Consider the following 21,730-nt stretch of genomic DNA (forward strand, 5'->3'; position numbering starts at 1 on the left):
CCGACATGGTTGTCCTGACTGGACTGAAAGCGCCGTTTGAACTGACGCAGCATGCAATTGCAATCAAGCAACAAGGGATAGATTTCGCCATCCGTTACTACAGTCACCATGCAGGCAAGAGCTTGTCGCTGGCCGAGGCGCGCTCGCTGACCGACGCCAGCATCCAGATCGGCGCGTTGTGGCAGGCCGGCGGCGACCATCTGAGCTATTTCAGCCGGGCGCAGGGATGCGCCGACGGCGCGGCCGCCTACCTGATGGCGCACTCGGTCATTACCCAACCGTCCGGTTCGGCGATCTACTTCGCGGTGGATTTCAACCCGGGCGACGAAGATATCGACGGCGCGGTGACCAGTTATTTCGAGGGCATCAACCAGGCGTTCCAGGCGGCCGGGCCGGGCGAGGCCAGCTACAAGATCGGCGTCTACGGCTCGGGCGCCTGCTGCCGGGCGATGACGGACCGGGGGCTGGCGGCGCTGAGCTGGCTGGCGCCGTCGGCCGAGTTCCATGGCTCGCGCGACTACGCCAACTACAACCTCAAGCAGCTGGCAGCCACCACCTTGCCGGTCGACGACGGCAAGCGCATCAGTGTCGACCTGGCACGCACGAACGACGGCTACCCGGCAGGCCTGTTCAGGGTGCTCTGATGATGACGATAGATTTCACCGAAAAGACATCGATGAAGACGGTCAAGCCTTGCAAGACCATTTTCCTGAACAATACGGGGCAGGATGTGGTGCTGAAATTCGTCACCGCGCCGGACATGCTGCTGGCCGCCTACACCATCAGCACCGGCATCAGCGCGGCGATCGACAGCATCCGGCTGGGTACCGTCGATTACTACTCCAGCCATGGCCACAACGTGGCGATCGCGGCGGAGAGCACGGCCGTGCTCAGCTTTGCCAACCGCGTTGTTACCATGTTGATATCGCCATGATTTGTTAAAATGGCGGCATGGATCCATCTTTAACGGGCCGCAACGCCGGCCTCGACACCCTGCGCGCGCTGGCCATTGTGCTGGTGTTCACCAATCACTACATATTGTTCGTCAGCGGCGGTCCGACCTTCGGCTGGTTCGGCGAGATCGGCTGGACCGGCGTCGACCTGTTCTTCGCGCTCAGCGGCTATCTGATCGGCAACCAGATCCTCGGCGGCATCCGCCGCCAGCAGGGGACGGGCGGCGAGTGCTTTTCGCTGGCACGGTTTTACGCGCGGCGGCTGCTGCGCACCTTGCCGAATTTTTATGTGGTGCTGGCGCTGTATGCCTTGTGGCCGTATTTTCGCGGCAACCTGGTGCTGCCGCCGCTATGGAAGTTCCTGACCTTTACGCAGAACATCGCGCTGGTTCCCGGCACCGCGTTCTCGCACGCATGGTCGCTGTGCGTCGAGGAACAGTTTTATTTCCTGCTGCCTGCCGTGGCGCTGGCGATCGCCGCCTGCCGCCGCTCGCTGCTGCTGGCGTGGCTGACAGTGGCCGGCGCGCTGCTGGCCGGCATGGCGATACGCAGCTATCTTTGGACTCACCATGTCGGCCCGGAGGAGCAGGGCGGCTTCAACTATTACACGCTGATCTATTATTCGTCGCTGTGCCGCTTCGATGAGCTGGTGGCGGGCGTGGCGCTGGCGCTGCTGAAAAACCATCACGCCGGCATCTGGACGCGCATCACCTCGTTCGGCAACTGGACGCTGGCCGCCGGCGCGGCGCTGCTGGCGCTGACCTGGACGCTGTTCCTCGAAGACCATTACGGCTATGCGATGACGGTCGTCGGCTATCCGATGCTGGGCCTGAGCTTTTCGCTGCTGCTGGTTGCTGCGCTCAGCCCCGGCTCGCTGCTGCAGCGGCTGCGGGTGCCGGGCGCCGCCAGCATCGCGCTGTGGTCGTACGCGATCTACCTGACGCACAAAACCTTGTGCGTGCTGCTGCGCGCGCCGTTGCAGGACGCGGGCTGGGGGCCGGATTCGTGGCAGGCCATCGTCCTGATGAGCGCCGCCAGCATCCTGGCCGGCTGGCTGCTGCACCTGCTGGTGGAGACGCCATTCATGAAGCTGCGCGACCGTTTCGTGCCGGGCAATTTCTCCCGGCCGGCGGCGCCGGCGGGGGCGGTCGCCTAGTTGAGTTCGATGACGTCGAACGGCGACTGCATCGATCCCAGGAAGGCCATCACGCTGCGCGCCCGTTCGGGCATTTCCTCGTGGCGGGTGGCGGCGATGGCCGCGCGCAGGCCGGGCACGACTTCGGTGATGTGCGGGCTGTCGTAGGCTGCCACCAGCAGCGCGGCCAGTTCGGTGGCGCGGCCGCGGTTGTTGCGCATGCGCTCCTCCAACATCGCCAGCAAGGCGCGCTGCATGCGCGGCGTGGGGTTGGTGATGTAGCCGAAGACCAGCGGCGTGTTGCCGATCGCCTCGCACAGCCTGCTTTCAATCTGATCCGGCTTGACGTCCGACGCGATGTCGAAATACGCGCCGTTCCAGCGCGTCCGTTCGTACGGATGGCCGGGCGGGAAGGAGTCGGCCGTCTCAAAGCCGAGGATGTGGCTGAGGTAGCGCAGCCATTTGATTAGTGTGGGCATCATGGCCACATTTTAGCCTGAGACGCTGTACTCTGCGGGGCCATGATGTGAGTCAACCGCCCCCAGCGTTGGATATATATGCTTGGACCAGCGGCAAACCGAGCCGTCCTTCAGCGGAGGAAATCATGTCATCCGATCTCTTGCAGTGGCCAGGTATCTATCGGCAAGACCAGAAATCGCGGAAGAATTACAAATTTGCGTGGAGCCGGTGATGGTCGATCGCTTTGCTTTGTTGATCACAGGGCTTTTTTGCGCTGTGCTGGCCTGGGCCTCCTGGCACTTTGCAGGAGAGTTAGCCAGCGGCGTCACGGTGTCTGTCCTGCTGATCGCTTACGCGGTCGACAATTTTCAACTTCGACGTCAACTACGCGGCCTGCTCGCTGACAGGGACAAGCGCGAGGCGCGGGAAAGGGAAGCTGGACTCAGGCGCTTAATGCGCTGCTTGCTTGCCGCGCGTGACAAGCGCAGGGGCGGTTAATACGGGAAAACAGCCCCGGGCGTCACGCGCCCGGCGGCTGTTGTAAAGCTTAAGCGTGGGCTTCCTCGCCCAGCTTGCCGGCGCGGAAGTCCTCGACGGCGGCGAAGATTTCAGCCTGCGTGTTCATCACGAACGGGCCGTACTGCGCGATTGGCTCGTTCAGCGGCTGGCCGGCGATCAGGATCAAGCGGCTGGCCTCGGAAGCATGCACGGTCACGCCATCGGCTCCCGGCGTGTTCGCCAGGATCGCCATGCGGCCCGACGCCACGTCCTTGTCGCCGATCTTCACCGAACCGCGATAGGTGAAGATGAAGGCGTTGTGACCTTCCGGCACCAACTGGCTGAAGCTGGCGCCTGCGGGCAGATGGATGTCGAGATAAATCGGCTCCGTCACTTCGCGCTGCACCGCGCCGGCCACGCCGTGGCTGTTGCCGGCGATGACTTTCACCGCCACGCCGTCGGCCGTGGTGTAGGCCGGCACGTCGGCGCCGTTGAAATCGCGGTACCACGGCGCGCGCATCTTGTCCTTGGCGGGCAGGTTCAGCCACAGCTGGAAGCCTTCCATCACGCCTTCTTCCTGCTCCGGCATTTCCGAATGGATCACGCCGCGGCCGGCGGTCATCCATTGCACGCCGCCGTTGGTCAGCAAGCCTTCGTTGCCGGCGCTGTCTTTGTGGCGCATGCGGCCTTCGAGCATGTAGGTCACCGTTTCAAAGCCGCGATGCGGATGGCTGGGGAAGCCGGCGATGTAGTCGTTGGCCTGGTCGCTGCCGAAATTATCCAGCATCAAAAATGGATCCAGACGGCGCTGCAGGGGCTGCGTCAACACGCGATTGATCTTGACGCCCGCGCCGTCCATGACGGCCTGGCCCTGGATGATGCGTTCTACGCTGCGTTCGTTTTTTACTTGATCAGTCATGACACTCTCCTATGTGGTTTGCTGCGCCGCCCGTCGGTTATACCAGAACGGCGTTGATTTCCGCTTCGGCCTGCGCTTGCGCCTTGGCCACTGCTTCCGGACCCATGCCCAGGCCTTCGGCAAAGATGTATTGCACGTCGGTCAGGCCCACGAAGCTCAGGAACATCTTGATGTGAGCCAGCTGGGTGTCGGTCGGACCATCGCGGTGCATGCCGCCACGCGACAGGGCGACGTAGACTTTTTTGCCGGTCAGCAGGCCAACCGGGCCGGTTGGACCGTACTTGAAGGTCACGCCGGCGCGGGCAATCGCGTCGAACCAGCTTTTCAGTTGGGCGGTGATGCCGAAGTTGTAGGTCGGTGCACCGATCACCACCACGTCTGCCGCTTGCACCTGGGCGATCAGCGCGTCGTCCAGCGCCACGCGGGCCGCTTGTTCGGCTGTGCGCTGGTCGGCCGGGGTGAATAGGGCCTGCAGCGTAGGTTCGTCGATCACCGGATGCGGATCGGCGGCCAGGTCGCGGCGGGTCAGGGCGGCGGTCGGGTGGGTGGCGCGCAGTTTGGCGACGATGGCGTCGGCCAGGCGGGTCGATTCGGAACCGGTGCTGCGGGCGCTGGAATTGATTTGCAGGATGTTCATGGTGTTGCTCCTTCGTGTCGGGTTGGTTGCTGCGATGGAGTAACTTTAGCAGTTCCAATTTCGATGCGGAAGGCGTTAAAATGGATAACATTAATCCACTGATGGAACAATGAGGGAGGAAATGCGTGGAAATCGATCCTGGCGACCTGCTGCTGTTTGCCCGCATCGTCGAATGCGGCAGCTTCAGCCTGGCGGCGCAGCGGGTGCAGCTGCCGAAATCGACGGTGTCACGCCGGATTTCGCTGCTGGAGGCGCACCTGGGCGAGCGCCTGCTCCAGCGCACCACGCGCAAGCTGGTGTTGACCGAGTTCGGCGCCAGCCTGCTGGAACATGCGCGCCGCGTGGCCGATGAAACCGAACTGGCCGGCGCGCTGGCGCAGCACCGGCAGGGCGCCCCCAGCGGCTTGCTGCGCGTGTCGATGCCGGCCGACTTCGCCAATATGGCGATGGGCACGGTGATGGCGCGCTTTCTCAACGACTATCCGCAGATCGCGCTGGAACTGGATTTGTCGCCGCGCCGGGTGGACCTGGTGGCGGAGAACTTCGACCTGGCCATCCGCATGGGCAATCTGCCGGACGATTCGTCTTTGGCCGCGCGCCGCGTCACGCTGAGCAAGATCGCGCTGTATGCCGCGCCAGCCTACACCTCGTTGCGCGGGCTGCCCGAGCATCCGGACGACCTGTTCAAGCACGATTTGCTGAGCCTGCCGCCGCGCCTGAACGGCCTGATACGCTGGAAGCTGTTGCGCGCCAAGACCGAATGGGAGCGCGAGCTGCCGGTGCGGCTGCTGGCCAATTCGCCGGAGTTGCTGGTGCGCATGGCCACCACGGGCGTGGGCATCGCCGCGTCGACGGAGATGTTTGCCAAGGAATACCTGGCGTCGGGGGAGTTGGTGCGGGTGCTGCCGGAATGGTCGTTCCCGACAGTGACGGGCTGGGCCGTGTTCCCGGGCCGCCGGCTGATGCCGGCCAAGACCCGGGTCTTTCTCGATATGCTGCAGGCCGCGTTTGACGACGGCATCACGCAGTTCGGCGGCGTGTAATTACTTCTTCAGGTTGGCCATCATCTCGCCGAGGCGCACCGGGCCGGCCGGTTGCCAGGCCGGGTTGAAGCCCAGCGTATCTTTCGGGAACAGCATGACGACGGTGGAGCCGAGCAGGAAGCGGCCCAGCTCCTCGCCTTTTTTCAGCACGATGTTCTGGTCGCCATACTGCCATTCGCAAATCTGCGGCGCGCGCGGCGGGTTGACCACGCCGTGCCAGACGGTGGCCATGCTGCCGACGATGGTGGCGCCCACCAGCGTCATGACGAACGGACCGTTGGCGGTGTCGAACACGCAGACCACGCGTTCGTTGCGGGCGAACAGGCCGGGTATGCCGCGCGCGGTGGTCGGGTTGACCGAGAACAGCTCGCCCGGGATATAGATCATGCGGGTCAGCTTGCCGTCGCAAGGCATGTGGATGCGGTGGTAGTCGCGCGGGCTCAGGTACAGGTTGGCGAAGCTGCCGTGCTGGAACTTGGCGGCCAGCGCGGCGTCGCCGCCGACCAGCGCGGTGGTGCTGAACTTGTGGCCCTTGGCCTGGAAGATCTGGTCGTCCTCGATGGCGCCGAACTGGCTGATGCGGCCGTCGACCGGACAGATGAAGTCGGCGTCGGCCAGCGGGCGGGCGTCCGGGCGCAGCGCGCGGGTGAAGAATTCGTTGAAGCTGGCGTAGTGGCTGATGTCGGGATCGAGCGCCTCGTCCATGTTGACGTCGTAGCGGCCGACAAACCAACGGATCAGGCGCGTGGTCATGGCCCCGCCCTTGGCGCCGGCAACGCGGCCGGCGAAGTTGGTCAACGCTCCCTTGGGAAGCAGGTATTGCGGCAGCACGGCAAGGCGAGACACGATAGGGGATCCTGGCAATTAACGATCGCGCATTATAGCGCCCACATTTATCTTTTCCTCCATGGCAGTTTATGAAATTGGGCTAAACAGCGCGCCGAACTTGTTTTTTTCTGAACATTTTAATAAACCAAGGCATAATGCAAACTCCCCTACTTGTCTGACAACTTGCCCCCTTTTGTACTGAGCCATGAAGCCACCACGCCTGACGCCGATCGCCGCCGCCGTTTTTTCCATCTGTTTCTCCGCCGCCGCGCATGCCGACGAGGCTCAGGCAGCCAAGGAGGCCGCGCCACCGGTCATGCAAAAGGTGGAGATCAAGGGCGCCGCCGCCAGCTATGACGCGCGCCGCGATGATACCGCTAGCAAGACCGTCGTCGGCAGCGAGGAAATCCAGAAATACGGCGACACCTCGGTCAACGACGTGCTCAAGCGCCTGCCCGGCATCACCGTCGGCGGCGCGGCCGGCCGCGGCGGCGGCGAGATCCGCATGCGCGGCCTCGGCAGCGGCTACACCCAGATCCTGATCAACGGCGAACGCGCGCCGGCCGGCTTCGCCATCGACAGCCTGGCGCCGGACGTCATCGAACGCATCGAGATCCTGCGCGCCGCCAGCGCCGAGTTCAGCACGCAGTCGATCGCCGGCACCATCAATATCGTGCTGAAGAAGGCGCTCAAGGCGGCCCAGCACGAGGTCAAGTTCAGCGAGAGCAAGGGCAGCAAGTTCAGCTCGCCGTCCGTCAGCCTGCAGATGTCGGACAAGGACGGCCGGATGTCGTATTCCTTCGGCGGCAACGCCTGGCGCTATATGTACAACCGCATGACGCCGTCGTTCGACACCGGCACCGACGCCGCCGGCATCCCCAACCTGGACCGCTCGGCCACCTCGCGCGACCAGGGCCGCTCGGACGGCTTCAACCTGTCGCCGCGCATCAACTGGACGCTGGACGGCGGCGATACGCTGACCTCGCAATCGTTCTTCAACCTGAACCAGTTCGCCGGCAACAGCCACCGCCGCATCACCACCGACCTCGGCGCGCCGCCGGACTACGACCGCGTCGACAGCACCTTCAGCAACCACAACGGTTTCGGCCGCACCGACCTGAACTGGGTGCACAAGCTGGCCGAGGGCGCCAAGCTGGATCTGAAGGCGGCCGTCAGCGAAAACCGCAACACCGCAGATTCCTTCCAGCTTGGCGGCAACAACGGCCTGCCGGCGACGCTGGCGCGCACCGTCGTGTCGGAAAGCAAGGAGACCGGCTTCAGCACCCAGGGCAAATATTCGACGCCGCTGACCTTCGGCTCCGCGCCGGCGGACGGGCAGGGCGAGGCGCCGACCGAGCACGCCCTGGCGCTGGGCTGGGATGCCGGCGTCACCCAGCGCGACGACGTCCGCAACCAGCGCGAAGCGCCGCTGCCGGGCAGTTCGCCGGTCAACACCGACGAGGGCTTCGGCGCCAAGGTCACGCGGCTGGCGCTGTTCGGCCAGGATGAATGGAATGTCACGCCGCTGTGGTCGGTCTATACCGGCCTGCGCTGGGAAGGCCTGGACACCCGCAGCGACGGCAACAACTTCGACGCGGTGAGCCAGCGCTCCAGCGTGCTCAGCCCGCTGATGCAGACCTTGATCAAGCTGCCGAACAAGAAGGACCAGGTGCGCCTGGCCCTGACGCGCACCTACAAGGCGCCGTCGACCGCCGCGCTGATACCGCGCAAGTTCACCTCGACCAACAACAGCCCGACCGAGCCCGACCGTCGCGGCAATCCGAACCTGAAGCCGGAGCTGGCGCTGGGCCTGGATGCGTCGATCGAGCATTACTGGGGCGAGGGCGGCCTGCTGAGCGCCAGCGCCTCGGTGCGCCGCATCGAAAACTACACCCACCAGGGCTTGCTGTATGAAGACCAGCGCTGGGTCTCGACCTCGATCAACGACGGCCGCGCCGAAACCCGCGGCATCGAACTGGAAGCCAAGTTCCCGATGCGCGCGCTGCTGGACACGGCGCCGGCGCTGGACCTGCGCGCCAGCGTCAGCCGCAACTGGTCGCGCGTGGAAAGCGTGCCCGGTCCGGACAACCGCCTCGACCAGCAAACGCCGATCAGCGCCACCCTGGGCGTGGACTACAAGAGCCCGAGCGGCGTGCTCAGCACCGGCAGCAATTTCAGCTTCCGCAACGGCGGCCTGGCCCGCCTGAGCGGCACCCAGGGCGGCTATTCGTCGGTGCGGCGCGACCTGGACGTGTATGCGCTGTGGAAGCTCGATCCGCAAAACAACCTGCGCGTGGCGGTGTCCAACCTGCTGGCCCAGGACTACACCACCGAAAGCCTGTACAGCGACGCCAACGGCACGCAGAACCGGATGTCCGTCGCCAGCGGCGAAACCCAGCTGCGGGTAACGGTAGAGAAGCGATTCTGAGGGTGGTATGATGCGGCGGTGAACTTATTTGCCGTGGGACTATCCTGAAAAAGCCTAAAGTTACCGAGATCATCCAGGTCGACGACGACAGTTTGCGTCTGGCGCTGGCCGAGGTGCGCGATTTGCAGCGCACCGTGGTCGTGCTGCGCTCCGAACTGGAGGCGGCGCACCAGGAACGCCAGCGCGAAGTGCAGGACGCGCTGTCGTCGGCGCACAGCGAATCGCAGCAGGTCAAGGCCACCGTGACCTCGTTGCGGACCACGCTGGAGCAGGCGCAGGCCGAGCGCGAACTGGCGGTCAAGGCCGCCACCGCCGCCGCCCAGGGCGAGATCGCCCAGTTGCGCGACACCGTTTCCGCCTTGCGCACCAGCCTGGAAAAACTGACGCAGGAAAAAATCGACGCGCTGCAGCAGGCCCATACCGCCCATCACGCCGAGATCGCCCAGTTGCACGAGACCATACGCGCGCTGCGCGACGAGCTGGAGGCTCGCGTATGAGCGCCAAGCCGACCATCCGCAGCGTGGGCGAAAAAGCGGCGAAGCCGGTCGCCATCCGCGCGGCGGCCAAGACCGCCGCCAACGGCAGCGACGCCGCCTCGGCCCAGGCCGTCGCCGGCGCGCAACGCAAGCGCCTGCGCCAGGTCGAGCTGCTGCTTGAAGTGTCGCGCCGCATGGCCGCCTACGACACGCTGGACGAAATCCTGACCGCGCTGGTCGAAGTCACCACCGAAGAGCTGGACGCCGAACGCGGCACCTTGTTCCTCAACGACGCCGAAACCGGCGAGCTGTTCTCGCGCGTCGCCCAGGGCAATATCCAGCGCGAAATCCGCTTCCTCAACCATACCGGTATCGCCGGCCACGTGTTCACCACGGGCGAAGCGGTGATGATCGCCGACGCCTACGCCGACGCCCGCTTCAACCGCTCGATCGACGAGCAGACCGGCTTCGTCACCCGCAACATCCTGTGCGTGCCGATCAAGACTTTCAAGGGCGAGATCATCGGCGTGTCGCAAACGCTGAACAAGCGGCGCGGCAAGTTCACCCGCGCCGACCTGCAGTTGCTGGAGGCGCTGACCACCCAGGGCACGCTGGCGCTGCAAAGCGCGCGCTTCCTGGAGAGCATGAAGAAGATCCGGCGCCAGGAGATGGAGTTCATCGACGTGGTGTCCGAGGTCACGGCCGACATCAAGCTCGGCTCGCTGCTGCAAAAGGTGATGGGCGAGGCCACGCGCCTGCTCAACGCCGAGCGCTCGACCCTGTTCCTGAACGACGAGAAAACCGGCGAGCTGTGGTCCGAGGTGGGGCAGGGCCTGGAGTCGCTGCAGATCCGCCTGCCGAACACGGCCGGTATCGCCGGCGCCGTCTTCACCTCCGGCAAGACCATCAACATCCCGTACGCCTACGCCGACCTGCGCTTCAACCCGGCGTTCGACAAGCGCACCGGCTATTTCACGCGCTCCATCCTATGCGTGCCGATCGTCAACAAGGCCGGCAAGATCATCGGCGTGACGCAGGTGCTCAACAAGCGCGGCGGGCCGTTCACCCATGAAGACGAATCGCGGCTGCGCGCGTTCACCGCGCAAATCTCGATCGCGCTGGAAAACGCCAAGCTGTTTGCCGACGTCCAGCAGATCAAGAACTACAACGAAGCGATGCTGGAGTCGATGTCGAACGGCGTGATCACGCTGGACAGCCAGGAAAAAATCGTCACCTGCAACGCCGCCGGCCTGCGCATCCTGCGCACCGACAGCGGCAGCATCGTCGGCAAGAGCGCCGCAGATTTCTTTGGCGCGGCCAACACCTGGGTGATGGACAAGCTGCACCATGTCGAGGAAAACCAGTCGGCCGAGCACCTGATGGACGCCGAACTGGCGGTCGAGGGCGAGACGCTGTCGGTCAACTTCAGCGTGCAGCCGCTGCTGTCGATGGAGAAGAAACGCATCGGCTGGATGCTGATGATCGAGGACATCTCCAGCGAGAAGCGGCTGCGCTCGACCATGTCGCGCTACATGGATCCCGGCATCGCCGACCAGATGGTGGCCAATGGCGCCGAAATGCTGGGCGGTAAAAACGTGCTGGCCACGGTGCTGTTCTCGGACATCCGCAGCTTCACCACCATCACCGAGCAGCTCGGCGCGCAGGGCACGGTGACCCTGCTGAACGAATACTTCACGATGATGGTCGATTGCATCCAGCGCGAAGAGGGCATGCTCGACAAGTTCATCGGCGACGCCATCATGGCCGCCTTCGGCATCCCGGTCGGCCACGACGACGACGCCGACCGCGCCGTGCGCAGCGCCATCGCGATGATGACCGAGCTGCGCGCCTGGAACCAGGTCCGCGTGCGCGAGGGCAAGCTGCCGGTGGAAATCGGCATCGGCCTGAATTCCGACCAGGTGGTGTCCGGCAATATCGGCTCCAAGAAGCGCATGGACTACACCATCATCGGCGACGGTGTGAACCTGGCGGCGCGGCTGGAATCGGCCTGCAAGCAGTACGGCGCGCACATCCTGATCAGCGAATTCACCTACCGCGCGCTGCGCGGCACCTACCGCATGCGCGAGGTGGACATCGTGGTGGTCAAGGGCAAGACGCAGCCCGTGTCGATCTACGAAGTGATGGATTACCACAGCGAGGAAAGCTATCCGCAGCTGATCGACGCCATGGGCCTGTTCCGCAACGGCCTGCAGAGTTACCGCAGGCGCAACTGGGCGGCCGCCAGCAAGCTGTTCGAGGAGGTGCTGGCGTTGAATCCGAACGACCAGGTCGCCATTCTCTACATCGACCGTTGCGCCCACATGGCCGACAACCCGCCGCCGGACGACTGGGACGGCACCTTCGTCATGGAATCCAAGTGAAGATACCGCGCAGTACGCTGGAGCAGTGGCAGGTGTTGCAGGCGATCGTGGAATGCGGCGGCTACGCGCAGGCTGCCGAGGCGCTGCACCGCAGCCAGTCGTCGGTCAGCTACATGGTGGCCAAGCTGCAGGAGCAGCTGGGCGTCGAGCTGCTGGAAATCGATGGCCGCCGCGCGCGCCTGACCAGGAACGGCGAAGCCTTGCTGAACAAGGCGCGTGAGCTGCTGGGCGACGCCTTCCAATTGGAGCAACTGGCCGGCAGCTTGGCCGAGGGCTGGGAGCCCCAGGTCAGCATCGCCGTCGACAGCCTGTTCCCGGTCGAGCTGCTGGTGCAGGTGCTGCGCGAGTTCGAGCCGTGGGCCAAGCATACGCGCGTCAACCTGGAGGAGACGGTGCTGTCCGGCTCCGAGGACGCGCTGATTGAAAAGCGCGTCGACATCGCCATCGCTAGCCGCATTCCATCGGGCTTCCTCGGCGATGCGCTGATGGATATCGAATTCATCGCCGTGGCCCATCCTTGCCACCCGCTGCATGCGCTGGGACGCGAGCTGGAGGTGGACGACCTGAGCCGCAACCTGCACATCGTCGTGCGCGACTCCGGCACCCTGAATCCGCGCGACCACGGCTGGCTCAACAGCAACCAGCGCTGGAGCGTCACCAGTCCGCACACGCGGATGGAAATGATCTGCAACGGCATCGGTTTCGGCTGGCTGGCCGAGCACAAGATCCGCAGCCAGCTGGAGCAGGGCTTGCTGAAGCCGCTGCCGCTGCGGGTCGGCCAGCGCCGCAAACTGTCGCTGTCGCTGGTGGTGGCCAATCCCGAGGTGGCCGGCCCGGCGACCTGCCGCCTGGCCAACCTGATCCGCAAGGTGGTGCACGAAGGCCCGCAGCCGCAGGCGCTCTGCGGTTGATCTGCGGTGAGAATTACGCGCACCTTCACTCATCGCCCACGCCGCAGCCTGCGCCGTGTCATCCGCCCGACCGTGCAATGGTTGCACCGCTGGCTGGGCCTGACCCTGGGATTGCTGCTGGTGCTGGCCGGCCTGAGCGGCAGCCTGCTGGTGTTCAACCATGAACTCGACGAGCGCCTCAATCCGCAGCTGTTCCACAACCGCGTGCCATGCGCGGCGCCGCTGGATGTGGCCGGCGCGGTCGCCAGCCTGCAGCGGCAATGGCCCCAAGCCAAGGTCGGCTCGGTCTACCTGCCATCCCACCCCGGCGCCAGCTACGGCCTGTATTTCAAGGCGCCCGGCGTCGGCGATGCCGAGGCGATGCTCGATTCCTGCAGCGGCGCCGTGCTGGGCAGCCGCAGCCGCGAGGAGTTCGGCCTCGATGCGCCGCGCCTGATGCCCAGCCTGCAGCGCTGGCACGCCAATCTGCTGCAGGGCAAGCCCGGCCGCGCCGCGCTCGGCTGGCTGGCGCTGGCCTGGGTCGCGCTGCTGGCGGCCGGCCTGCTGCTGGCATGGCCGACGCCGGCCCAGGGCTGGAAGCGGGCGCTGAACGTACGCTGGCGCCAGAACGCCTACCGCGCCAATTTCGACCTGCACCGCTCGGCCGGGCTGCTGGCGATCGTGCTGATGCTGGTGACGGCGGTGACCGGTTTCTACAACGGCCTGCCGGAACTGGCGCGCGCGCTGGTCGGCCAGGTGGCGCCGGTCAGCGCCGAGCACCGCGCCATCGCCTTGCCGGCGCTGGCCAAAGGCGAAGCCGGCATTTCGTGGAACGACGCCAAGGCCATCGCCGAGCAGCACCTGAGCGATGGCGCGATCCTGCTGGCGCTGAATCGCTTGCCCGACCGCGGCCTGTACCAGGTGCGTTTGCGCCGCGCCGACGACTGGCAGCGCACCGGCACGCTGCGCCTGCTGATTGATATCCGCAGCGGCGCGGTAATTGAAACAGTTAATCCTTTGGCCGGCCCGGCCGGCGACCGCTTCCTGGCCGCCTTATTCCCGCTGCATTCGGGCCAATTCGGCGCCGCGACCGGCCGCGCGGTAATGGTTGGCGCCGGTTTGCTGCCGGCCTTATTCTTTATTACCGGACTATCGACCTGGATAATGCGGCGCCGTCGTAAAACCGCCTGAACTGCGTTCCGATTGAACGACAGTTGTGGAAAATATTCATTTTTCTAGCTATATTGGTATTTATCACGACTATCTCTGGAGAATTTTCGTAAAGTTATGGTAAATTGCGGATATAAATTCTCACACATTGTCACAAGTGGTTTTTATTTAATCTAACCCGCCGATACGAAGGAAATAAGATGACGACTTACCAGGAATACAAAGCCAAGATCGCCGAGCTGGAAAATCTGGCCGAGAGCGCGCGAAAAAATGAAATCGCACAGGCCAAGGAAAAGGTTACCGCCATCATGCGTGAATACGGCCTGACCGTGGCGGACCTGGGCGGCGTGGCCAAGGTCAAGCCCGTTAAGACCCGTGCGCCGGTGCCGACCAAGTACCGTGACGATGCCACCGGCCAGACCTGGACCGGCCGTGGCCGCGCGCCAAAATGGCTGGAAGGCAAGGACAAAGCGCAGTATCTGATTAAGTAATTTCTCCGCAAAGCCGGGGCGCCAGGGTTTATATCGATTAAACCCGGCCCCGGCTTTTCTTTTTTCGGACGCCATCCATGATGAGTAGCCGCGCCGCAGTCTTATTCTCCGCTTTCGTCTCCGTATTCTCCGCGTTTGCGCCTGCCGCGCGCGCTGCTGACATATTATTAAGTCCGGACCGCGTATGGACCGGCGACGGCCAGCCGCATGCGAATTGGGCCGTGCTTATCGCGGGCGGCAAGATCGCGGCGGTCGGGCCCGCCGATAAAATGAATATCCCGGCCGGCGCCGAGCGTATCGGCCTGCCGGGCACCACGCTGATCCCCGGATTAATGGATTTGCACTCCCACGTGCTGCTGCATCCGTATAACGAGACCTCGTGGGACGACCAGGTGTTAAAGGAATCGGTGGAATACCGGACCTTGCTGGCCGGGCGCCATGCGGCCGCCACATTACAGGCCGGATTTACCACGCTGCGCGATTTGGGCACGGAAGGCGCGCTGTATGCGGATGTCGCGATTAAAAAGGCGATTGAAGACGGCATTATTCCCGGTCCGCGTTTATTCATCGCCACGCGCGCCATCGTCGCCACCGGCAGCTACGGCCCGTCGCCGCGCGGCTACCGCGCCGATGTCGATTTGCCGAAAGGAGCGCAGGAGGCCAGCGGCGTCGACGAGGTGACCCGCGCGGTGCGCGAGCAGGGCGCCCGCGGCGCCGACTGGATCAAGGTCTACGCCGACTACCGCAGCGGTGCCGACGGCAGCGCCCACGCGACCTTCTCGCAGGCCGAATTGAATGCGCTGGTGGCCGCCGCCCACGAATCGGGCCGCAAGGTTTCAGCGCATGCGAGCACTGACGAGGGCATGCGCCGCGCCACCTTGGCCGGGGTCGACAGCATCGAGCATGGCTACGGTGGCAGCGAGGCCACCTTCCGCCTGATGGCCGAGCGCCACGTCGCGTATTTCCCGACGCTGACGGCGCCGGAAGCGACCAGCGAATACTTCCAGAAGTACCAGCGCGGCGGTCCGCCGACGCCGTCCATGCAGGCTGCGGCGCGCGCCTTCCAGCTGGCGCGCAAGCTGGGCGTGACGATCGGTAACGGCAGCGACGTCGGCGTGTTTGCGCATGGAAGCAACGAGCGCGAGCTGGAGTGGATGGTCAGGCTGGGCATGACGCCGGTGGAGGCGCTGAAGGCCGCCACCGTGGTCAACGCGGCCGTGCTCGACAAGGCCGCATCGCTGGGCCAGATCCGCGACGGCTACCTGGCCGACGTGGTGGCGGTGCAGGGCGATCCCACGCAGGATATCGCGGCGCTGCGCAGCGTTGCTTTTGTGATGAAAGCAGGCGTGATTTATCGCCGTCCCTAGGTTTGCGGCAAGGATAGTGGCCGCCGTCTAATCCGATCTCGGCAATTTCATGCGATGATAGCGGAATGTCATCGATTCCGCTCTTTCCGCTCAATACCATCCTGTTCCCGGACGGGCATTTGCCATTGCAAGTGTTCGAAGTACGCTACCTCGACCTGATCAAGCGCTGCATCGCGCGCGGCGAGGAATTCGGCGTGGTGCCGCTGCTCGAAGGCAGCGAAACCCGCGTGCCGGACAAGCAGGAAACCCTGTCGGGCGCCGGCACCATGGCGCGCATCCTGGACTGGACCGCGCCGCTACCCGGCCTGCTGCAAATCTCCTGCGTCGGCACCACGCGCTTCCAGATCAAATCGGCCGAGCAGCTCAAGCACGGCCTGTGGATGGCGGAAGTCGACGAGGTGGCCGAGGACATGGTGGTGCCCGTGCCGAGCGAGCAGCAGGATGTCGCCAACGCGCTGGGCGCGCTGATACGGTCGCTGCAGAAGAAGCAGATCTCCACCGCCAACATGCCGCTGGCGCCGCCGTACCGGCTGGACGAAGCCGGCTGGGTGGCGAACCGCTGGTGCGAGCTGCTGCGGCTGGACCTGGAAGAGAAACAGCGCCTGCTGCTGCAGGAGAATCCCGTGCTGCGGCTGGAGCTGATCCAGGACGTGCTGAGCGAAAACGGCCTGCTGGATTGAACCGCGCATGTACTTGCCCGCCGCCTTTGCCGAAGACCGCCTTGAAGTCCGCCATGGCCTGATGCGCACCCGGCCGCTGGCCACCTTGATCCTGGCCGGCGCCGACGGCGTCACCGCCGACCTGATTCCGTTCATGCTGTACGCCGATGAAGGACCGAATGGCCTGGGCTTGTTGCGCGCCCACGTGGCCCGCGCCAATCCCTTGTGGCGCAAGCTGGAAGCTTCCCCGCAATGCCTGGTCGTGTTCCAGGGGCCGGAGGCCTACATCAGCCCGACCTGGTACGAAACCAAGCGCACCACGCACAAAGTGGTCCCGACCTGGAACTACGCGATGGTGCAGGCGCGCGGCGTGGGCCGCACTGTCGACGATCCGCTGTGGCTGCGCCGCCAGCTGGACGACCTGACCGCCTCGCAGGAAGGCCGCATGCCGCAGCCCTGGGCGCCGGCCGACGCGCCGGCCGACTTCCTGGCCGCGACCATGAAGGGCATCGTCGGCATCGAAATCCCGATCGACAGCCTGGTGGGCAAATGGAAGGTCAGCCAGAACCGCGGCGCGGAAGACCAGCGCGGCGTTGTCGAAGGCTTGAAGGACGGGGCCATGGCCGCATTGGTGGCCGAGCGCATCAAGCCGGACTAGCCGGCGTGGGGCTCGCTGTTTTCGTCCAGCGCATGCACGCGCAATGACCACATCACGCCGGCGGCCAGCAGCACCATGGCCGCCACCTCCAGCCCGCGCGGCAGCTGCTGCTTGTAGATAAAGCCGTACAACAGCGCGAACAGCGTCTCGAACAGGATCAGCTGGCCGGACAAGGTCAGCGGCACCTTGCGGCTGGCGACGTTCCACAGGTGATTGCCGATCACCGATGCGCCCAGTGCCAGCAGCGCGTTGACGATCCAGAACAGCGTCCAGTCACGCCCGCTGGCCACGGCGCCGGCGCCGGTCACGTCGGCATGGAACAGCGCCAGCGCGGCCAGCGCGATGGCCAGCGCGATCAAGCCGCTCGACACGCCGTACAAGGCCGACCACTCGCCGCTGCTGAAATGGGGATTGCGCTTCAGGTAACGCGCGTTGTCGACCGAATACCAGGTCCAGCACAGCAGCGCGCCGATGGCGCACAGCACGCCGACGATCTTGTCGAACAGCGGCGCGGCGTTGCCGGTGTCGTGGGTGAACACGTCGAGGTTGATGCAGGCGATGCCCGCCGCCACCAGCAGCAGCGGCAGCGTCAGCTGCTTGAGCGGCACCGAGCCGTGGTCCTTCTGGCCCATCAGCGTGACGGAGATCGGCAGCACGCCGATGATCAGCGAGGTCGCCGCCACGCCGGCAAACTTCACGCCCAGTGCGAGCAGCATGTAGTAGACGATGTTCCCGGCCAGCGCATGCTTGATCATCGCGATCACGTCGCCGCGGTCGAGGCGGCGCAGCAGCGCGGGCAGGCGCGGCGCCATCAGGCCGCCGGCGATCAGGCCGTAGGCGATGTAGCGGCCGCAGGCCATCTCCAGCGGCGTGAACGCCGTCAGCAGCTCGGGCACGATGAACACCATGCCCCACATAGCGCCCGCCAGCAAACCGCATAACACGCCATGCCACATGATGGAAATCCTTAGTCGAGAGTGCGTAGCCACAGCAGGCCGGCGACGGCGGCGATGTTCACCACCACGCTGGCCCAGTAGGCGATCCGGAACGACGGCTTGACGGTCTTGTGCCGCAGCCACCGTTGCGCCAGCCAGCCGCCGGGCCAGCCGCAGGCCAGGCCAAGCAGCAGCAAGGTGCGCTCGGGCGTGCGCTGGCGCTTGTGGATGGCGGCCGACTTGTCGACCGCGTAGGCGATAAAGCAGATGATGCTGGCGACGCCATAGACCGCCGCAAGCCACAGCGCCAGCTGCGGCAGGGCGTCCGGCGTCACCGGGTTCAGAAGTAGCTCAGGCCGAGGGCGGCCTTGACTTCGTCGGCCGTCCGCGCCGCCACTTCGCGCGCGTGCATCGTGCCTTCTTTCAGCATCTGCATGATGTAGCCCTTGTCCTGCGCCAGTTCCTCGCGGCGCGCGCGGATCGGCGCCAGCATCTCCTGCAGCACCAGTTCCAGGCGCTTCTTGACGATGGAGTCGCCCAGGCCGCCGCGCACGTAATGCGCCTTCATTTCCGCCAGCTTGTCTTGTTCAGGATCGAAGGCGTCCAGGTAGATGAAGGCGACGTTGCCTTCCAGATGGCCCGGGTCTTCCACGCGCAGGTGCAGCGGATCGGTATACACCTTTTTGACGGCGGCGGTGATTTCGGCCGCGGTGGCGCCCAGGTTGATCGTGTTGCCCAGCGATTTGCTCATCTTGGCCTTGCCGTCGGTGCCTGGCAGGCGGCCGATTTCCGGCACCAGCGCCTTGCACTCGACCAGCACTTCCTTGTTGGCGATGCGGTTGAAGCGGCGCACGATTTCGTTGGTCTGCTCGATCATCGGGATCTGGTCGTCGCCGACCGGCACGATGGACGCCTTGAACGCCGAGATGTCGGCCGCCTGCGAGGCAGGGTAGGTCAGGAAGCCCGCCGGGATGTCGCGCTCGAAGCCGCGCAGCGCGATCTCGGTCTTGACGGTCGGATTGCGTTCGAGGCGGGCCACGGTGACCAGGTTCAGGTAATAGAAGGTCAGCTCCGCCAGCTCCGGGATCTGCGACTGGATCAGGATGGTCGACTTGGCCGGGTCGATGCCGACGGCCAGGTAGTCCAGCGCCACTTCGACCACGTTGCGGCGCACCTTGTCGGTATCGTCCATATTGTCGGTCAGCGCCTGGGCATCGGCCAGCATGATGAACTGCTTGTATTCGTGCTGGTAGGCGACGCGGTTGCGCAGGCTGCCGACGAAGTGGCCAAGGTGCAGCGGGCCGGTGGGGCGGTCGCCGGTCAGGATGACGGTCGGTCCCTTCGGCGAGGCGGGGGCGGTGGAGATTACTTCGGACTGTTCGGTCATGCTCATCAGGGTTCCTTTACGTTGCCCCGGTCCGGCGCGACGAATATAAAAACGCCACCAGACGAGGGCGGCGTAGGTGGTGCAAAAGCAGCAAAAAACGTATGGTTGCAGTTCAGGGACGGTCTGTCAAGGTGCTGAGCGCCCGCAAGGCGGCGCGGCGGTTTCGGAACTAGATTGGTGATTCGGCGGTCTAAGCAAACGAGGGCTAAAATGAGCGATATTTTCGACGCGGTGACGTTTATGGATACGCTGATTGAAGGCGGCATGCCCGAGAAACAGGCCAAGGCGCTGGCGTCGGCGATGTTCCAGCTCATCGAAAGCCATCTGGTGACAAAAAACTATCTCGACATGCGCCTGGCGCAACTCAAGTCAGAATTGATACAGTGGGTGGTCGGTGTGATGCTCGTGCAGACCGGCGTCACGGCTGTCCTTTTCAAGCTCATGCATTAAACCCAACATTCGGTTAGTATGCTCCTTTCTGGGTGATCCCTTTCTGGAGCGGTTATGCGCGTACCTGCAGTTGCCTTGTTGGCCACATTGATAGCCACCGCCGCCTCGGCGCAAACGCCTCCGATGGCGCCCGACATCCCCGCCAAGTTCGAGCCCCAGATCCCCAACGCCGACTACATCAAGCGCGAAGTCATGATACCGATGCGCGACGGCGTCAAGCTGCACACCGTCCTCGTCATCCCCAAGGGCGCCCAGCACGCCCCCATGGTCCTGAGCCGCACACCCTACAACGCCAGCGGCCGCGTCACGCGCAACAACAGCCCGAGCATGCTGGCCACCGTCGGCCAGGGCGACGACGTGATGGCGGAGGCGGGCTACATCCGCGTCATCCAGGACGTGCGCGGAAAATACGGCTCCGAAGGCGACTACGTGATGACCCGTCCCCTCAAGGGGCCGCTCAACGACACCCGCACCGACCACTCCACAGACGCCTGGGATACCATCGACTGGCTGGTCAAGAACACGCCCGAGAGCAACGGCAAGGTCGGCATGATCGGTTCGTCCTACGACGGCTTCACCGTGCTGATGGCGCTGGTCGATCCGCACCCGGCGCTGAAGGTCGCGGTGCCGATGAGCCCCATGGTCGACGGCTGGCGCGGCGACGACTGGTTCCACAACGGCGCCTTCCGCCTGCCCAACCTGTCATATATCTCCGGCCAGACCACGGCCAAGGGCAGCGGCAAGCCGATGTCGACCGGCGTCTACGACGACTACGACGGCGTGCTGCGCGGCGGTTCCACCGCCGACTACGCCAGGCAGTTCGGCCTCGACCAGCTGAACTTCACGCGCAAGATATTCGAGCACCCGGCCTACGACAGCTACTGGCAGCACCAGGCGCTGGACAAGATCCTCGCCAAGCGCCAGCTGAAGGTGCCGACCATGACCGTGGTCGGCTACTGGGACCAGGAAGACATCTACGGCGCCTACGCCACCTACGCCGCCGTCGAACCGCAGGACACCGCCAACAACAAGAACTTCCTGGTGGTCGGCCCGTGGCGCCACAGCGGCGTCAATGCCGAAGGCTCCGGCCTGGGCGTGTTCAAGTTCACCGGCGACACCGCGCTGGAATTCCGCCGCGACGTGATGCAGCCTTTCCTCGATCAATACCTGAAGGACGGCGCGCCGGTGGCCGATACGCCGCCCGTGCTGTTCTACCAGACCGGCGTCAATCGCTGGCAGCGCCTGCAGCGCTGGCCGCTGGCCTGCGCCGAAGGCTGCCCGGCGCCGCTCAAGCCGATCTACCTGAAGCCTGATTTCAAATTGGACTTCGAGGCGCCCAAGGCCGGCGCCGCCTACGACGAATACGTGTCCGACCCGGCCAAGCCGGTGCCGTTCGTGCCGCGTCCCATCCATATGAACGACGCCAATGTCTGGCGCCCGTGGCTGGTCAGCGACCAGCGCGGCGTGTCGGACCGCACCGACGTGCTCAGTTACGTGACCGAGCCGCTGAAGGCCAGGCTGCAGATAGCCGGCGCGGCGATGGTCAACCTGTATGCCTCGACCACCGGCACCGACACCGACTGGGTGGTCAAGCTGATCGACGTCTATCCGGACGAGGTGCCGTCGCAGCCGGAACTGGGCGGCTACCAGCTGGGCATCGCGATGGACATCTTCCGTGGCCGCTACCGCAACAGCTTCGAGCATCCGGCGCCAATCACGCCGAACGCGGTCGAGAAGTACCGTTTCGCGCTGCCGAACGCCAATCACGTATTCCTGCCCGGCCACCGGGTGATGGTGCAGATCCAGTCCAGCTGGTTCCCGCTGTACGACCGCAATCCGCAGACCTACGTGCAGAACATCTTCTACGCCAAGCCGTCGGACTACCAGAAGGCCACGCTGCGCGTGTACCACGCCGGAGCGGAGAGCAGCGCGCTGGAACTGCCGGTGGTGGAAACGAAATAAACCG

At 64.7% G+C, this 21,730-nt stretch carries 23 protein-coding genes; 16 read left to right on the forward strand and 7 right to left on the reverse strand.

What is annotated here, in order from left to right; genetic code table 11:
- Positions 1-5: 5 nt before the first annotated feature.
- The 3 genes from ACCD07_RS16025 to ACCD07_RS16035 are packed head-to-tail and all read left to right on the forward strand — an operon-like array spanning position 6 to position 2,109.
- Positions 6-644, forward strand: coding sequence for a DUF1906 domain-containing protein (locus ACCD07_RS16025; RefSeq protein WP_413447909.1), 639 nt, complete (start codon positions 6-8; stop codon positions 642-644).
- Positions 644-934, forward strand: coding sequence for a hypothetical protein (locus ACCD07_RS16030; RefSeq protein WP_176650158.1), 291 nt, complete (start codon positions 644-646; stop codon positions 932-934). The genes ACCD07_RS16025 and ACCD07_RS16030 overlap by 1 nt, the downstream gene beginning before the upstream one ends.
- A gap of 17 nt (positions 935-951) precedes the next feature.
- The gene (locus tag ACCD07_RS16035; protein WP_413447910.1) at positions 952-2,109 is read left to right on the forward strand and encodes an acyltransferase family protein; all 1,158 of its coding nucleotides are present in this window, start codon (positions 952-954) and stop codon (positions 2,107-2,109) included.
- On the opposite strand, the gene ACCD07_RS16040 is transcribed toward ACCD07_RS16035, so the two are convergent.
- Complete coding sequence (locus ACCD07_RS16040) at positions 2,106-2,570, reverse strand: hypothetical protein (protein WP_353404832.1); 465 nt, start codon at positions 2,568-2,570, stop codon at positions 2,106-2,108. The two genes, ACCD07_RS16035 and ACCD07_RS16040, sit on opposite strands and share 4 nt — an antisense overlap.
- A 79-nt stretch (positions 2,571-2,649) precedes the next feature.
- On the opposite strand from ACCD07_RS16040, the gene ACCD07_RS16045 reads away from it, so the two are divergent.
- The gene (locus ACCD07_RS16045) at positions 2,650-3,045 is read left to right on the forward strand and encodes a hypothetical protein (protein WP_413447911.1); all 396 of its coding nucleotides are present in this window, start codon (positions 2,650-2,652) and stop codon (positions 3,043-3,045) included.
- Positions 3,046-3,094: 49 nt separating this feature from the next.
- Here the strand turns inward: ACCD07_RS16045 and ACCD07_RS16050 are convergent, their stop codons facing one another.
- Both ACCD07_RS16050 and ACCD07_RS16055 read right to left on the reverse strand, forming a co-directional pair.
- Entirely contained in the window at positions 3,095-3,964 is an 870-nt protein-coding gene (locus tag ACCD07_RS16050) for a pirin family protein (protein ID WP_413447912.1), read from the reverse strand.
- A gap of 37 nt (positions 3,965-4,001) precedes the next feature.
- Positions 4,002-4,601, reverse strand: coding sequence for an FMN-dependent NADH-azoreductase (locus ACCD07_RS16055; protein ID WP_353404836.1), 600 nt, complete (start codon positions 4,599-4,601; stop codon positions 4,002-4,004).
- Positions 4,602-4,726: 125 nt separating this feature from the next.
- Between ACCD07_RS16055 and ACCD07_RS16060 the strand changes: the two genes are divergently transcribed.
- Positions 4,727-5,644 (forward strand): LysR family transcriptional regulator, encoded by a 918-nt coding sequence (locus ACCD07_RS16060; protein WP_413447913.1) that lies wholly within the window; start codon positions 4,727-4,729, stop codon positions 5,642-5,644.
- On the opposite strand, the gene asd is transcribed toward ACCD07_RS16060, so the two are convergent.
- Positions 5,645-6,493, reverse strand: coding sequence for an archaetidylserine decarboxylase (gene asd / locus ACCD07_RS16065; RefSeq protein WP_176651203.1), 849 nt, complete (start codon positions 6,491-6,493; stop codon positions 5,645-5,647).
- A gap of 184 nt (positions 6,494-6,677) precedes the next feature.
- On the opposite strand from asd, the gene ACCD07_RS16070 reads away from it, so the two are divergent.
- The 9 genes from ACCD07_RS16070 to ACCD07_RS16110 all read left to right on the forward strand — a co-directional run bounded on the left by ACCD07_RS16070 (position 6,678) and on the right by ACCD07_RS16110 (position 16,992).
- A complete protein-coding gene (locus ACCD07_RS16070; protein ID WP_413447914.1) occupies positions 6,678-8,900 on the forward strand; it encodes a TonB-dependent receptor plug domain-containing protein in 2,223 nt (740 codons plus the stop codon).
- A gap of 92 nt (positions 8,901-8,992) precedes the next feature.
- Positions 8,993-9,397 carry a hypothetical protein gene (locus tag ACCD07_RS16075; RefSeq protein WP_413447915.1) on the forward strand — a complete coding sequence of 135 codons (405 nt, stop codon included), beginning with the start codon at positions 8,993-8,995 and terminating at the stop codon, positions 9,395-9,397.
- Positions 9,394-11,757 (forward strand): GAF domain-containing protein, encoded by a 2,364-nt coding sequence (locus ACCD07_RS16080; protein ID WP_353404840.1) that lies wholly within the window; start codon positions 9,394-9,396, stop codon positions 11,755-11,757. Before ACCD07_RS16075 ends, ACCD07_RS16080 begins: the two co-directional genes overlap by 4 nt.
- The gene (locus ACCD07_RS16085) at positions 11,754-12,668 is read left to right on the forward strand and encodes a LysR family transcriptional regulator (protein WP_176650168.1); all 915 of its coding nucleotides are present in this window, start codon (positions 11,754-11,756) and stop codon (positions 12,666-12,668) included. Before ACCD07_RS16080 ends, ACCD07_RS16085 begins: the two co-directional genes overlap by 4 nt.
- A 6-nt stretch (positions 12,669-12,674) precedes the next feature.
- Positions 12,675-13,838, forward strand: coding sequence for a PepSY-associated TM helix domain-containing protein (locus ACCD07_RS16090; RefSeq protein ID WP_413447916.1), 1,164 nt, complete (start codon positions 12,675-12,677; stop codon positions 13,836-13,838).
- 179 nt (positions 13,839-14,017) lie between these two features.
- Entirely contained in the window at positions 14,018-14,308 is a 291-nt protein-coding gene (locus tag ACCD07_RS16095; protein WP_176650170.1) for an H-NS family nucleoid-associated regulatory protein, read from the forward strand.
- Positions 14,309-14,529: 221 nt separating this feature from the next.
- Positions 14,530-15,675: an amidohydrolase family protein gene (locus tag ACCD07_RS16100; protein WP_413447917.1), complete on the forward strand. Its 1,146-nt coding sequence runs from the start codon at positions 14,530-14,532 to the stop codon at positions 15,673-15,675.
- Positions 15,676-15,740: 65 nt separating this feature from the next.
- Positions 15,741-16,355 carry an LON peptidase substrate-binding domain-containing protein gene (locus tag ACCD07_RS16105; protein ID WP_176650171.1) on the forward strand — a complete coding sequence of 205 codons (615 nt, stop codon included), beginning with the start codon at positions 15,741-15,743 and terminating at the stop codon, positions 16,353-16,355.
- Positions 16,356-16,362: 7 nt separating this feature from the next.
- Positions 16,363-16,992: an FMN-binding negative transcriptional regulator gene (locus tag ACCD07_RS16110; RefSeq protein WP_413447918.1), complete on the forward strand. Its 630-nt coding sequence runs from the start codon at positions 16,363-16,365 to the stop codon at positions 16,990-16,992.
- Here ACCD07_RS16110 and ACCD07_RS16115 read toward each other — a convergent pair.
- The 3 genes from ACCD07_RS16115 to trpS are packed head-to-tail and all read right to left on the reverse strand — an operon-like array spanning position 16,989 to position 19,320.
- Entirely contained in the window at positions 16,989-17,948 is a 960-nt protein-coding gene (locus tag ACCD07_RS16115) for a DMT family transporter (RefSeq protein WP_413447919.1), read from the reverse strand. The genes ACCD07_RS16110 and ACCD07_RS16115 overlap by 4 nt on opposite strands.
- An 11-nt stretch (positions 17,949-17,959) precedes the next feature.
- Positions 17,960-18,262 (reverse strand): DUF1294 domain-containing protein, encoded by a 303-nt coding sequence (locus tag ACCD07_RS16120; protein ID WP_413447920.1) that lies wholly within the window; start codon positions 18,260-18,262, stop codon positions 17,960-17,962.
- Between the two features lie 5 nt (positions 18,263-18,267).
- Positions 18,268-19,320, reverse strand: coding sequence for a tryptophan--tRNA ligase (trpS, locus tag ACCD07_RS16125; protein ID WP_176650175.1), 1,053 nt, complete (start codon positions 19,318-19,320; stop codon positions 18,268-18,270).
- 204 nt (positions 19,321-19,524) lie between these two features.
- Between trpS and ACCD07_RS16130 the strand changes: the two genes are divergently transcribed.
- On the forward strand, positions 19,525-19,764 hold the full coding sequence (locus tag ACCD07_RS16130; RefSeq protein WP_176650176.1) for a hypothetical protein: 240 nt from the start codon (positions 19,525-19,527) through the stop codon (positions 19,762-19,764).
- A gap of 54 nt (positions 19,765-19,818) precedes the next feature.
- Positions 19,819-21,726, forward strand: a complete 1,908-nt coding sequence (locus ACCD07_RS16135; protein WP_413447921.1) for a CocE/NonD family hydrolase — start codon at positions 19,819-19,821, stop codon at positions 21,724-21,726.
- Positions 21,727-21,730: the final 4 nt, after the last annotated feature.

It is taken from the genome of Duganella sp. Dugasp56 (assembly GCF_047304105.1).
Taxonomy (GTDB): Bacteria; Pseudomonadota; Gammaproteobacteria; order Burkholderiales; family Burkholderiaceae_D; genus Rugamonas; species Rugamonas hordei.